This window comes from Nostoc sp. JL34 (assembly GCF_017114945.1).
In the GTDB taxonomy this organism is placed as follows: Bacteria; Cyanobacteriota; Cyanobacteriia; order Cyanobacteriales; family Nostocaceae; genus Nostoc.
The window spans coordinates 17,312-31,264 of record NZ_JABXKQ010000043.1 but is presented as its reverse complement, the minus strand read 5'-3'; the positions used below and the strand labels follow the sequence as shown (position 1 = coordinate 31,264).

Annotated in this window: 8 protein-coding genes; 6 read left to right on the top strand and 2 right to left on the bottom strand. The window is 40.1% G+C overall.

Translation table 11 applies throughout. The features are described from left to right. Positions 1 to 22: 22 nt before the first annotated feature. The 3 genes from HWQ44_RS08075 to HWQ44_RS08065 all read left to right on the top strand — a co-directional run bounded on the left by HWQ44_RS08075 (position 23) and on the right by HWQ44_RS08065 (position 3,750). Complete coding sequence (locus HWQ44_RS08075; RefSeq protein ID WP_292717261.1) at positions 23 to 1,669, top strand: AarF/ABC1/UbiB kinase family protein; 1,647 nt, start codon at positions 23 to 25, stop codon at positions 1,667 to 1,669. Between the two features lie 231 nt (positions 1,670 to 1,900). Continuing rightward, positions 1,901 to 2,884 carry an ATP-binding cassette domain-containing protein gene (locus tag HWQ44_RS08070; RefSeq protein WP_292717258.1) on the top strand — a complete coding sequence of 328 codons (984 nt, stop codon included), beginning with the start codon at positions 1,901 to 1,903 and terminating at the stop codon, positions 2,882 to 2,884. 77 nt (positions 2,885 to 2,961) lie between these two features. Further along, on the top strand, positions 2,962 to 3,750 hold the full coding sequence (locus tag HWQ44_RS08065; RefSeq protein ID WP_292717255.1) for an ABC-2 family transporter protein: 789 nt from the start codon (positions 2,962 to 2,964) through the stop codon (positions 3,748 to 3,750). 244 nt (positions 3,751 to 3,994) lie between these two features. Here the strand turns inward: HWQ44_RS08065 and HWQ44_RS08060 are convergent, their stop codons facing one another. After that, complete coding sequence (locus HWQ44_RS08060) at positions 3,995 to 5,725, bottom strand: serine/threonine-protein kinase (RefSeq protein ID WP_292717252.1); 1,731 nt, start codon at positions 5,723 to 5,725, stop codon at positions 3,995 to 3,997. A 288-nt stretch (positions 5,726 to 6,013) separates the two neighbouring features. Further along, the gene (locus HWQ44_RS08055) at positions 6,014 to 6,850 is read right to left on the bottom strand and encodes an alpha/beta hydrolase (protein ID WP_292717339.1); all 837 of its coding nucleotides are present in this window, start codon (positions 6,848 to 6,850) and stop codon (positions 6,014 to 6,016) included. Positions 6,851 to 7,114: 264 nt separating this feature from the next. Between HWQ44_RS08055 and HWQ44_RS08050 the strand changes: the two genes are divergently transcribed. The 3 genes from HWQ44_RS08050 to HWQ44_RS08040 all read left to right on the top strand — a co-directional run bounded on the left by HWQ44_RS08050 (position 7,115) and on the right by HWQ44_RS08040 (position 13,944). After that, on the top strand, positions 7,115 to 8,647 hold the full coding sequence (locus HWQ44_RS08050; RefSeq protein ID WP_292717336.1) for a SagB/ThcOx family dehydrogenase: 1,533 nt from the start codon (positions 7,115 to 7,117) through the stop codon (positions 8,645 to 8,647). A gap of 970 nt (positions 8,648 to 9,617) precedes the next feature. Further along, entirely contained in the window at positions 9,618 to 12,419 is a 2,802-nt protein-coding gene (locus HWQ44_RS08045; protein ID WP_292717249.1) for a PAS domain S-box protein, read from the top strand. 7 nt (positions 12,420 to 12,426) lie between these two features. Next, positions 12,427 to 13,944 carry a hybrid sensor histidine kinase/response regulator gene (locus tag HWQ44_RS08040; protein ID WP_292717246.1) on the top strand — a complete coding sequence of 506 codons (1,518 nt, stop codon included), beginning with the start codon at positions 12,427 to 12,429 and terminating at the stop codon, positions 13,942 to 13,944. The last annotated feature ends 9 nt before the right edge of the window (positions 13,945 to 13,953 follow it).

The window sequence follows — 13,953 nt, the reverse complement described above, 5'->3', positions numbered from 1 at the left end:
ATCTTTGCAATTTTTTACAACAATGTTCCTCACCCAAACTGTTCCCCGTCAACGAGAAATCCTGGAAGTCTTCCTTCGCAATGGCTGGGACTATATGCGAAGGTTGCTTACTGGTGGCAAAGCTGATGAACCCCAGCTGCCGACACCTGCGGTTTTAAAAAATATTCTGGTAGACTTGGGGCCAGTTTACGTCAAACTTGGTCAGCTACTTTCTACCCGCCCCGACTTACTAAGCGCCTCCTATATTGAGGAATTGTCAACTTTACAAGACGAAGTACCACCAGTTCCTTGGTCAGAGATAGAAATAATCCTCCGCAAAGAATTAAAACGTCCACTAGCAGAAACCTTCAGCACAGTTAATCCGATTCCAGTAGCCGCGGGATCAATTGCCCAAACACATCGCGCTACATTAGCAGACGGTCGAGAAGTCGCTCTGAAAGTGCAACGTCCAGGAATTGATATTACTATTGCCCAAGATATTGCTTTAATTCAAGGTATTGCCGATTTAGTGGCGCGGACTGAATTTGGGCAAACCTATGAAATCAAATCTACTGCTGAAGAATTTACCAAAGCCTTAGAAGCTGAGTTAGATTTTACACGGGAAGCGGGTTTTACAGACCAACTGCGGCGCAACTTATCTAAAAGTCGCTGGTACGATCCCACACAAATAGTGGTTGCGGAAATTAACTGGGAGTTGACCACAGAGAAATTGCTGGTAATGGAATGGCTGGATGGAGTACCGTTTCTGGCGGCAGATTTGGATAATGACCCCAACGTTAAAGACTCTGCCGAAAAGCGTAAAGAAATAACTACTTTGTTATTTCGGGTATTTTTCCAGCAACTATATATTGATGGCTTTTTTCACGCCGATCCCCATCCAGGAAACTTGTTTTATCTCAAAGATGGTCGTGTCGCTCTCTTAGACTGTGGCATGGTGGGAAGACTCGATCCCCGGACACAGCAGATATTAACAGAAATGTTGTTAGCGATCGTTGATTTAGATGCTCAGAGGTGCGCTCAGTTAACTTTACAGCTATCAGATTCTGCTCAACCAGTAATTTTATCGCGGTTAGAAAATGATTACGATCGCATGTTGCGAAAGTATCACAATGTTAGCCTCACACAAATAAACTTCAGTCAGATAATTTATGAAGTTTTACAAGTTGCCCGCAACAATAAAATTAAGTTGCCTAGTAATATGGGTTTGTATGCCAAAACCCTAGCAAATTTAGAAGGGGTAGCGCGGACATTCAACCCAGAGCTTAATTTTTTTGATGAAGTCAAACCATTAATTACAGACTTGTTTCGTCGCCAGCTAGTAGGGGATAATCCAGTGCGATCGCTCCTGAGGACAGCCTTGGATCTAAAAAGTCTGTCTCTCCAATCTCCCCGCCAAATAGAACTGTTATTAGATCGAGTTACCTCTGAAACCTTACAGTGGAATCTATCGCTGCGGGGGTTAGATGGGGTGCGGCGCACTATGGACGATGCTGCTAACCGACTATCTTTTAGTATTTTAGTGGGTTCGCTGATTATGGGTGCAGCAATTATTTCCACCAGAGCGCAGACAACTCAGCTATCTTTTTTAAGCACTATCCTATTTGCAGTCGCTAGTTTATTGGGTTTGTGGTTAATTATCAGTACATTGCGATCGGGACGTTTACGGTAGAACCATTTTAGATTTTGTTAGCGAGTCCACGTTCGCTTTTAGCGTCTCGTATAGAGCGTCATTTTGGATTTTTAATAGAAGAAAAAATCTAAAATATAAAATTGAATGACTCCTGCTGTCAACAGCGCTAAACACCAATAATTTATGTGTGTTTACCCCGAAGTCTGAGCGTTGGCTTCTGCCGCTCAGGCTTCTCTGTGTGTACATCTGTGGTTCAAATATAAAAAAAATATGTCAATCATCATTGCTGAAAATCTGAGTAAATATTATCCAGTAGCAGTTAAAAGTCCAGGAATTAAAGGTACAATCACTCACTTTTTTCGCCGCACCTACCGCTCAATTAAAGCAGTTCAGGATGTTTCCTTTGAAATTGCTCCTGGTGAAATAGTGGGGTTTTTGGGCCCAAATGGTGCTGGGAAAACCACTACACTCAAAATGCTCACGGGGCTGATTCATCCCTCTAGCGGTACAGTCAAAGTAGCTGGACAAGTTCCATTTCATCGTAAAGAAGCATTTTTGCAAAAAATTACCTTGGTAATGGGGCAAAAGCAGCAGCTAATTTGGGACTTACCAGCTCTCGATTCTCTGAAAATTAATGCTGCTGTATACAACATCTCTGATAAAGAGTTCCAACGGCGTGTGGGAGAATTAACAGAGATGCTTTCCCTAGAAGGCAAACTTACCCAATCAGTAAGGAAACTGTCTTTAGGTGAACGGATGAAGGCAGAATTATTGGCAGCACTTTTGCATCGTCCCCACGTATTATTCCTAGACGAACCGACGCTAGGATTGGATGTAAATGCTCAAGTAGCGGTGCGCGAGTTCTTGCGTGAATACAATCAGCGTTATCAGGCTACAGTGCTGTTGACGAGTCATTACATGGCTGACATCACAGCTTTGTGTCAACGGGTGCTATTGATTCACCAGGGAAGCCTGATGTATGACGGTAGCTTAGATGGACTGCTGGAACGTTTTGCTCCTTACCGAGAAGTCTATATAGAGTTAGCCCAACCTCTACCAATAGAAAAACTCATGACCTATGGTGACGTGAAACTCTTAGAAGGGCGAGCAGTGCGTTTTACAGTATCGCGAGAGGCGCTTACCCGCACCGTATCTCAGATTTTAGCGGATTTAGAGGTAATTGACTTAACAGTTACCGAACCGCCTGTGGAAGAAGTAATTGGACGAGTTTTTCAGGCAGGTGTTGTGGAGTAGAGACGCGATTAATCACGTCTCTACAAGAGTGAGAAATTCTGAGTAGGTGGGTAATTTTTGTAGTGGAAAGTGAATAAATGAAGCAGATAATCAGAAAAGCCCTAACTTTGCTGTCAGTATACTACGCCTATATGGTTGAGTATCGGGCAGAACTAATATTATGGGTTTTAGCTGGGTCTTTGCCAATTATCCTCATGGGTGTCTGGATACAAGCCGCACAAGGAGGAAAGTTTGGGCTATCACCTGTGGATTTTGCCCGTTACTTCATCACGGTTTTTATTGTCAGACAACTCACAGTTGTTTGGGTAATTTGGGACTTTGAAAGGGAGGTTGTGGAAGGCAAGCTTTCGCCCAAGTTACTACAACCACTCGACCCAGTATGGCATCATGTTGCATCCCATATTTCTGAAAGATTTGCTCGCCTAATGTTTGCTTTTTTATTAGTGGGATTATTTTTTATTCTTTATCCCCAGGCTTTTTGGATACCAAGTTTAGATAGATTTTTGCTGTTTACATTGGCGGGAGTGCTAGCTTTTACTTTGCGGTTTTTGATTCAGTACACTTTTGCCATGTTCGCCTTTTGGACAGAACGGGCTAGCGCTTTAGAAAATTTCTGGTTGTTATTTTATCTATTTTTGTCTGGTTTGATAGCACCTTTAGAGGTCTTTCCAGAACCAGTACGAAAAATAGTTATGTTTACGCCTTTTCCCTATTTGATTGATTTTCCTGCGAGTCTTTTGGTAGGGCTACCCGTGGATATAGGACGGGGATTTTGGTCAATGGTGGGTTGGATATTAGTATTTTGGGGTGCGAATCGCTTGCTTTGGCGTGTGGGTTTGAAGCGGTATTCTGGGATGGGAGCATGAACAATTTATAATTCCTAATTACGAGGTTTATACCCAAGAGTTTAGCTCAATTGAGGAAATTTGAGTGTTGCGAATTAGTTCATCCACTTCATCTAAAATATTCATCTTGAATACGCCTCAGTAAATTACCTTTAATTGTTCTAAATCTGAAAATGGAGAGATTTTTGGCATCAGTAGTTTATGGCTATAGCGGTAATATCTACGATGTGCTATGACTCTGCACTGATATACTTTGCTAGAGATTTTATAAATTGCTCGGTATCGTCTTAAATTTTTGTGCTGACCCTAAAGAATAGTCTTCTAATTTAAAATCAGCAAAAGGCTTCTTTTCTAACCTATTCCGTAGCGCCTCATCGATAATCACACCTGCCGATTCTTTTTTGACGCCGATGATTATAACACTTCTCTGATATGTGGTTAAATCCTGATTTACCTGACAATTACTTCGTTGAAATTGACCCAAATTTAATAAGCGATAACCTTTGACACTTGGTGTATTAATAAATAAATTTTTTACTAAAAGTTGTATTTGTTTGGAACGTTCTAAAGCCACACCTTCTTGAACTGTTGTGTTACCTTTACAAGAAGCTGTGCCTACAGAGATAATCTCACTAGGAGCTTCCATTATTTTATCTATACCTTCTTGTTCTAAGTTCAATTTTAAAAGGTCAATACTAATAATCTCATCATTATATTTAATTTGAAAGTTGCTACCTAAAAGCCATTTATATTCTAGTGATAAAACCGCTATATTAAACTCAGCTATTCTTCCCTGACTATCCTTACCTTCTCTATAAGTAAAATAATTGATGCTCCCTTTTTTTTCTGGATATTGTCTATAACTTGACATTCCAGAAGGTTCTGATTTTCGTGTTGTTAAAGCCACTATACTAAGTAATCCTAACACCACTAGCAACGCTGCAAAAAATGCCAGTAGTGGCACTTTTTCTGGTTGTTTATGTGGAGACAGTAAGTCGTTATTAATAGGCTTAATAGGCTGGGGTAAAGGTTCAAGTTGAGAAACTTCTATGGGATTGATATTTACAGAATTAGTTTCTGTTAGTTGAGTTTCAATTTCTTTTAGGGAATGCAAAATTTCCTGCGTATTGGCAGGACGTTTTTCTATATCTAATGCTGTTAGCCAATCAATTAAGTTCAACAGTAAGGGTGAGATATGGATGGCATGATTTTGCCAGTACAATAAATTGTGCTGGACATCATACATATCCAAAGGATGATTTCCTGTTAGCAAAAATATAAATGTGCGTCCCAAAGCAAAGAAATCTGATTGCGGTACTGCTTGACCATTCATTTGTTCTGGAGCACTGTAACCAGATGACATAAGTGCTGTCATCTTGTCGCTGTCGTTGAGTTGGTCTTGGTAGGTTTTAGTAATTTCACTGGCAGTGCCAAAATCAATCAGTACTAGGTTTCCCCAACCCTTCTCAAGGGGGGATTTAATCATGATGTTAGATGGCTTAATATCTCGATGTAGGTACTGTTTGCTATGCACTACATCCAAAATTTCTATAAACTGTCTTAACCAGTCTATGGCTTGTTCTTGGGATATGGGGCTATTTTGCTGCTGTAGCCACTTTTCTAAGTTGTAGCCATCGATTTTTTCCATTGCAATGCAATGCAACACTAAACCATTTCGGGTTTGATACTGGAAGTAACTATCTTCTTTGGGAATGCCGGGATGCTTGAGTTGTCCCAATACGGTTACTTCTTGCTGAAATAGTTCTACTGCTTTGGCGTCGCCTGATAGATCCTCTTTGAGTATCTTGAGGATTTTGGGAGTATCTTGTTCGTATGCCTCATAAACTTTACTAAAACCTGTTTTGTCACTCAACAGGCACGTCACCCGATAACGCCCTAGCAATTCCAGATGGGAACCACAACTTTGACAAAAGCGGTTTTGATGATTATTCGGGTGATTTGGTTTAGGGCAAACGGGATTGATACAAAGGCTCATGACTAACTAGGGAGTGGGGAAGGTGGGGCCCCCTCTGGGGATAAGGGGTAATGGGGAATGAGGAGTGGGGGAGATGAGGGAATAACCAATGCCCAATGCCCCTGATTAGTGCTGTTAGGGGTAGCGGGGCGTTTAGCCTGTACTGAGTAGAAAATCTCACTTCTTTACTCAGAACTCGGAACTGGGAACTCGGAACTGTTTGCCCCATGCCATAATCCCCTTAGACATCGCTCCTATTAATTCTTCTGTTGCAGTATGATAATCCCGTCTAAATAATAATGAGATTTTCTATCTGTGTTCTGCCAAGAAAGCTGCCACAGTTTGGTTGAATGCTTCTGGTTGTGTCAAAAACGGCCAATGATTGCCGGGAACTTGGCAGATGCGTAGGTTTTTAAGATAAGTTTTGTAGGGTTGGATTTGCCAACCTTGGCGGTTTAGACCTTGTTTTGGCTGGACGAATAGGGCAGGGGTGTGAAGGGGAATTGTAAAACCGGGCACCTGCATTACTGCCTCAAAAATTCCGTCGCGGGCGGCTATGGTAAATTTGCTGCCCCAACTACCATCGGATTTTTGTTCTATTCCTGCTTGGAAGACTTGCTGCTGTAAGGAAGTCCATCCTTGATATTGCTTTAATTGCTGTGCTTGTTGTTCGGCTTCTTCGTAGCTGGCAAAGGGGCCCATGCTTTTGAGAAAAGGCAAGAAGCGATATAACATCGGAAAAGTTACTCTGAGAAGACTGGGCATTTTCCAGATGAAAATTGGATCGACAAGAATTATACTCCGCAAACGCTTTGGGTTTTGCCTTGCCCAGATGGCGGCCAATTTGCCTGTCCACGAGTGACTGACAATATGGGCAAAAGTCCATCCCAGATGATCCATGAGTGCTTCAAGGTCTGCGATCGCACTCTCAAAGCTATAATCTATCTCTGGCTTACTACTTTGGCCATGTCCGCGCATATCTGGTGCAACTATGTGGTAGTCTGCCGCCAAGTAATCTCCTAAACTAGACCACACAAGAGCATGGTCGCCTAAGCCATGTAACAGCAGTAAAGGTTCTTGACCTTGGTTCCACTCTAAATAAGAAAGTTGAATATCAGGCTTTGATAAAGTTTGACGTACAGGCATCATTGCACATCCACCCTTAGTTAGATAGTTTTGCGTTTATATAGTACTGCGAAAGGAGATGAGGGAGTGGGGAAGCAGGGGAGGCAGGGGAAGAACAATCTAATGATTCTTGAACAATGCCCAATGCCCAATGCCCAATGCCCAATTCAATTGTTACCAAATACCACTTTGTGACTCTGAGGATTGTACCAATTGACACGAAATAATGAGGCTAATGAATGCCAAGATCAAAAAAAAGGATGCGCCAAGGATATTGAAAGTACTATGCCAGAATTACACCAATCAATTGCCCAGCATTATCACGAACGGACTAAATACAACCCTGAGACTCTCGCCTCCAAAAATCAGCGGTTAGACTGGGCTAAACAGCCAGTGCCGTTTAAAGAATATAAAATTGGCTCTACTTTTGATCTCAAACCCTATATCCAAGAAAAAGCAGAGGCTTATGCTAATAATCCAGATGCTCTATGGTGGCAAAGACTCTCGCGACTGTTGTTTCGCAGCTATGGATTGACGGCGAAAATGCCTTCTATGGGTAGTGCGGTGTATTTACGTGCTGCTCCCAGTGCAGGCGGATTATACCCTGCCGAAGTGTATGTGGTTTCCCGTGGTACGTCGTTATTGCCACCTGGTCTGTATAACTACCAGTGTCGGACTCATTCTCTCATGCATTATTGGGAAAGTGATGTTTGGCAAACTCTCCAAGCAGCTTGTTTCTGGCATCCTTCTTTAGAAAATACCCAGTTAGCAATTATTGTTACTGCGGTTTTCTATCGTTCTGCGTGGCGCTATGAAGATCGGGCTTATCGTCGGATTTTTCTAGATACGGGACACTTGTTGGGCAATATCGAGTTAGCTGCTGCGATTACTGACTATCGCCCCCATTTAATCGGCGGCTTTGTGGATGAATCTGTTAACGATTTGCTTTATATCGATCCGCAACAAGAAGGTGCGATCGCTATCTTACCTCTGGCAGACTTGTTAGATGTCAATCAAAATTTGCCATTGGGATGTACTGCTTTACCTTCCGCTACCGAAACCAGTTATCCCCAAATTCCTGATGGCGAACTGCTGACATATTTCCATCGACACACCCAAATCCAATCAGGTATAACTGGCAATCTCAATCTACCAACTATCAAACAAGAAAAATCTTTGGAGGATAAATACAACTTTCCTTTCTGTTTAAAAATTCCCACCACTACTGCGCCCATACAATGGGGACAAAAACTGTCAGAGTTAGAAATCACTATGTACAAGCGACGCTCTACCCGCGCCTACAATGGTGATGATTTAACTTTCGATGAATTGAAAGATTTACTCGATTTCACTTACCAACCGCAAAATTATATCGACCAAAGTTTAGATATTTCTCCTGACTACTTTGATCTGAATTTAATAGAAACATTCATTGCTGTTTGCGGAGTCAAAGGATTGGAGGCAGGTTGTTATTATTACGCACCTAAAGCCCAAGAATTACGCCAAATTCGGTTTAAAAACTTTCGGCGAGAGTTACATTTTCTCTGTTTGGGGCAAGAATTAGGACGGGATGCCGCAGCAGTGTTATTTCATACAGCCGATTTGAAAGCTGCGATCGCACAGTATGGCGATCGCGTTTACCGTTACTTACACATGGATGCTGGTCATTTGGGACAGCGCTTGAATTTAGCTGCAATGCATCTGAATGTAGGCGTCAGTGGTATCGGTGGATTCTTTGATGATCAAGTAAATGATGTTTTGGGTATTCCTGCTGATGAAGCTGTTTTATATATAACTACATTGGGACGCCCAAGATAAAACATAGCGCAGGCTACCGCAAATAACACAAAGTCCATAAAGATTCTTCTCTACGAGAGGCTACGCGAATGAACTCTTCTGGTGCGTCCACGGCGCGTAGCTTGCTTTCCGTAGTATGCGGTTCCTTTCTTAACTTAAACTTCTGTTGGTAAATATAATCTGTAAATATTTTTACCTGATAAAGGCACGTGACTACAGTTATTACTTCAGTTTTACCATCAATTTTTACCGTCCCAAAAAATTGTCAACCTTCTTTTGGGGTTCAATTTGCTTTCATCTGAGGTAATACCTTTTGAAACTTTGCTGTAGCAAAAGCAAGCTATCCCTGTAAACTTAGTTTAGGAGTTAGGAGTTATTAATCTCTGTGTGTCCCCATCTTCTTGATTGTTTAGTAAGTGAAATCCTTTACTCAACTTATCTATCGACGAGGTTGTAAAAACTGCCCATAGTTTGATAAAAATACTGTTAGTGAATATTATTTTTTTGAAACCTACCCTTAAGCAACGCCAATTATATCAAGTCCGATTAAAACTTCTCATTAGGGCTGATGCGGGGATGCAAAGACACAGAGAGTTTTTTTGGTTGGCAATTAGACAGACATAATATTAGTTATTCAAATGAAGGAAATTATGACCAAATCAAAATAAATATTTGAACAATTTTTTAGAGTAATAACATTGATTAATTTCAGGATATATAGGATTTAACTAATTTAATATTGCATCATAAACGTTAATAAAAATAAAATTTTTATTTCGCAAATTTTATCGAAGAAGGTAGGAGAAAAACTGCCCTCAGTCTCAGGAAAGCAACTAGAGAATGCAAGACTTTAAGACCTCCACTTTTGGCGTCAGCTTCTCCCAGAGTACAAGAGTTAATTGCCTTCTGCTTCATTCAAAAAAAATCATTTTTTTTCATATTTAAGCAAATTAAATCTGATACTTAAAAAACTTTTGTCACATAACTACTAATGCTATTTCCTGAGAATGAAAGCCAACGTCTAGAAGTACTTAATCAATATCAAATTTTAGATACGCCACCAGAAGAAGTTTTCGATGAACTAGTTCAACTAGCTGCTAACCTTTGTGAAACACCAATCGCTCTCATTAGCCTAGTTGATGCAGAACGAGAATGGTTCAAGTCAAAAACTGGAGTAACTATATCGGAAGTCTCTCGAAGCATTTCTTTTGGTAGTTATACTATTTTGCAAAATCAAATATTAATTATTCCTGACACTTTGCAAGATGAACGGTTTGCAACAAATCCCCTTGTCACATCAAATCCTTATTTCCGCTTCTATGGGGGAGTTCCGCTGATTACCTCAAGCGGCTTTGCATTAGGTAGTCTTTGCGTAATTGATTTTGCACCGCGAAACTTAAGTGTTAAAGAACAAGTAGCCTTACAACAATTGGCTCGACAAATAATCAGATATTTAGAGTTAGAACTGCAAAAAAATATTGATGATAGCCAAAGGAGTTTTAATCTCCTTTTCTCCAAAAACCCTAACCCAATGTGGGTATATAACCAGAATAATCTGCAATTTTTAGATGTAAATGAAGCTGCTGTTGTTCACTATGGCTACTCACGAGAAGAGTTCTTACAAATGCGAATAACTGACATTCGCCCTGTCGAAAATGTGCCTATCTTCATGGAATATTTAGGACAAAAGTACCCTAACTTATACTTTGCTGGACAATGGCGACATCGGCGAAAAAATGGACAGATTATTGATGTTGAAATTTTCACACATCCAATAGACTATGGCCGTTATAACGCTCATTTGGTTAATATACGAGATATCACAGAATACAAAAAAATAGAAAAAACTCTTCAGGAAAGTGAAGCCAGGTTTCGAGCCATTTCTGAAGCTATTCCTGTTCCATTAATTATTTCGCGCGTATCTGATGGGTTGATCTTATATGCTAATCCAGAATTGCTTCAAACATTTCGATTTTCTCCAGAGCATTTAGTTAATCATAAAAAAATATTAGATTTGTATCATGATTTTGAAGATTTCAAAGTGCTTCTAGAAGTTCTTAATCAACATAGGATTATTCATAATTATGAAATTCAATTAAAAAGAGCAGATGGAACTTATTTTTGGGCGATCGCTTCCCTACAATATTTAAATTTTAATAATGAATTAGCAATACTTACAGTATTTTATGATATTAATGACCGAAAAAATGCCGAGACAAAACTCCAAGAGCAAAATGAGTTTTTACGAATAATTTTTGAGAGTATACCGTTGATGATTACCCTGATTAATGCCAATGGCAAACTCCAGTGGGTGAACCAAGAATGGGAAAGTGTTCTAGGTTGGAAATTTCAAGATTTTCAAACTCGTGATGTCTTGGAAGGGTTATATCCTAATCCTGAATATCGACAGTATGTAATTAATTTTATTCAGTCTGCACAACGCAATTGGGGTGACTTTAGAACTCAGGTACGCGATGGTTATTTACTGGATACGTCTTGGACTAATGTTAAACTTTCCAATGGTCAAATTATCGGTATTGGGCAAGACATCACAGAACGGAAGCGAACAGAACTAGCTCTAAAAGCCCAAGCCGAACGGGAGCAATTGATGCGAACTGTTGCTCAACGGATTCGTCAATCTTTGAATCTCCAAGATATTCTGAATGCAACAGTTCAAGAAGTGCGAGATTTACTTGGGGTCGATCGAGTGGTAGTTTATCAGTTTGACTCTGAGATGATCGGCACAATTATGGCGGAATCCGTGGAACCTGGATGGACAGTTTCCTTGGGCGTAGAGATTCATGATACTTGTTTTCAAACAGGCGCAGGAGTAGGGTATTATCAGGGACACAAACGAGCGATCGCTAATATTTATGAAGCTGGACTAACTGATTGCCATATTCACCTGTTAGAACGGTTTGAAGTCAAAGCAAATTTAGTTGTGCCCATTTTACTAGAAGTAAGCTCTCAAAACCCTGGCTCTCATCTTTGGGGTTTACTGGTTGCTCACCAATGCTCTGGTTCCCGCAAGTGGGAAGAAAATCAATTAGATTTGCTCGATCAAGTTACAGTCCAATTAGCGATCGCAATTCAACAATCCAGTATCCTTGAGCAAGCTCAAACTGAACTTGTTCAAAGACAAAAAGCTCAAGTCAAGTTAAAAAATGCCTTAGCTGAAAAAGAAGTTCTCTTAAAAGAAGTTCATCATCGAGTTAAAAATAATTTGCAAATTGTCTCTAGTCTATTACAACTTCAGTCTCAAACACTCAAAGATCCGGAAGTCATCAAAGTTCTTCGAGAAAGTCAAAACCGAATTGAGTCAATATCTCTAATTCACAAAAATTTATATACTTCCGCTAATATTGGGCAAATTGATGTTGCTGACTATATTAGTAATTTAGCAGCAAGTCTGCTCATTTCTTATCAAATATGTCCTGGTAAAATTGCTCTAGAAACTGATATAGATTCAGTCAGTTTGAATGTTGACCAAGCTATTGCTTGTGGATTGGTTATTAACGAATTAATCTCCAATGCCCTCAAGCACGCTTTTCCCAACCAACAAGTAGGTACAATCAGTATTGCTCTACGCAATATCGGTAATAGTATCGAGATGACTATCCGAGACAATGGGATTGGTTTACCAGAGAATTTAGATTGGAGAAATACTGATTCTTTGGGTCTGTCCTTAGTATATGACTTGGTTACAGAACAACTCGAAGGCAACATTACTCTAGAGCGAAATCATGGAACAGGATTCAAAATCCAATTCACGCAGTTAACTTTGCATCAGTAAATATCAAATGGGTCAAGCTAGGATTTTAGTTGTTGAAGATGAAGTGATTGTGGCTAGGACTATTGCCAGCCAACTCAGTCAGCTAGGATACATTGTTACGGGTACCGCTTCATCTGGAAAAGTTGCCATTGCCAAGGCATCGGAAACTCAACCAGAACTAGTATTAATGGATATTATTCTCAAAGGTGATATGGACGGTATTGCTACCGCCAGCCATATTCGTGAGCAGTTAGATGTGCCTGTAATTTATTTAACAGCTTATGGTGACGATCATACTTTAGAAAGAGCCAAAATTACTCAACCCTTCGGATATATCGTTAAACCATTTACTACAAAAGATTTAAAAATAGCGATTGAAATCGGTCTTTTAAAGCACCAATTAGAACGGGAACTGCGGGAAAATCGAGATCAGTTAGCAACCCTTTTAAACTCGATGAGTGATGCTGTAATTGCTACAAATGAGCAGGGAAAAGTGACATTTATGAATCCCGCAGCTGAGGCGCTGACTGGCTGGCAACAAAAAGATGCTTTAGGAAATGAGGCAGCGAAAATTTTTCATATTGTTGATGAAGTTACAGAGACTACATTAGAAAACCCTGTGACAAAAGTGTTGCGGGAGCAACAGGTTGTTTATTTAGGGGAATTCACATCTCTGATTACAAAAAACGGCAAAAGAGTTCCAATTGGTGATAGTGCTTCACCACTAAAGCGAGGATCTGACCATATAAATGGTGTAGTAGTTGTTTTCTGGGATATTAGCGAACGACGCCAAACAAAATTGCTAGAGCAAGCATTGGAGAAGGAGCAAGAACTTAACCGTCTCAAGTCCCTATTTATCTCTACCGTATCTCATGAGTTTCGTAATCCCTTGACTGTTATTCAAACGGCAGTAGAACTCATAGAAATGCAAGGAGCAAATTTGACAGATGCAAAAAAAGGCATCTATTTAAAGCGAATTCAAGGTGCTGTACAATCTATGGAAAAGCTGATGGAAGATGTGCTGTTTATGGGTCGAGCAGAAGCCGAAAAACTCATATTCAACCCGATTCCACTTAACTTAGAGCAATTTTGTCGAGAGTTGATCAAAGATTTTTCGATTGTTAAAAGTAGCAGATGTGAAATTATTTTTACTTGTCATAGTCCTCATACTAATGCTGTCATGGATGAAGTCCTCATACATTACATGTTTGTAAATCTGCTCTCAAACGCGGTTAAATATTCTCCCATAGGTGGCAATATTCAATTTGATTTAATATGCGATCCGATTGAGAAAGTAGCAGTTTTTTATATTCAAGATCAAGGTATGGGCATTCCCGAACCAGACCAAGCTCGAATTTTTGAATCATTCTACCGAGCCTCAAATGTTAAATCAATTCAAGGGACTGGATTGGGGTTAGTAATCGTTAAAAGGTGCGTTGATGTACATAGAGGTCAAATCAGTGTCAAAAGTCAAGTTGGAGTCGGTACTACATTTACAGTAATTTTGCCCTTAAATTCCGAATTATCCTTGACTGAAGCTTTATAATTCGGAATT

Excerpts from the sequence above, each read along its gene's own strand:
- HWQ44_RS08075 (WP_292717261.1), top strand. The coding sequence starts at position 23 with ATGTTCCTCACCCAAACTGTTCCCCGTCAACGAGAAATCCTGGAAGTC.
- HWQ44_RS08070 (WP_292717258.1), top strand. The coding sequence starts at position 1,901 with ATGTCAATCATCATTGCTGAAAATCTGAGTAAATATTATCCAGTAGCA.
- HWQ44_RS08065 (WP_292717255.1), top strand. The coding sequence starts at position 2,962 with ATGAAGCAGATAATCAGAAAAGCCCTAACTTTGCTGTCAGTATACTAC.
- HWQ44_RS08060 (WP_292717252.1), bottom strand. The coding sequence starts at position 5,725 with ATGAGCCTTTGTATCAATCCCGTTTGCCCTAAACCAAATCACCCGAAT.
- HWQ44_RS08055 (WP_292717339.1), bottom strand. The coding sequence starts at position 6,850 with ATGCCTGTACGTCAAACTTTATCAAAGCCTGATATTCAACTTTCTTAT.
- HWQ44_RS08050 (WP_292717336.1), top strand. The coding sequence starts at position 7,115 with ATGCCAGAATTACACCAATCAATTGCCCAGCATTATCACGAACGGACT.
- HWQ44_RS08045 (WP_292717249.1), top strand. The coding sequence starts at position 9,618 with ATGCTATTTCCTGAGAATGAAAGCCAACGTCTAGAAGTACTTAATCAA.
- HWQ44_RS08040 (WP_292717246.1), top strand. The coding sequence starts at position 12,427 with ATGGGTCAAGCTAGGATTTTAGTTGTTGAAGATGAAGTGATTGTGGCT.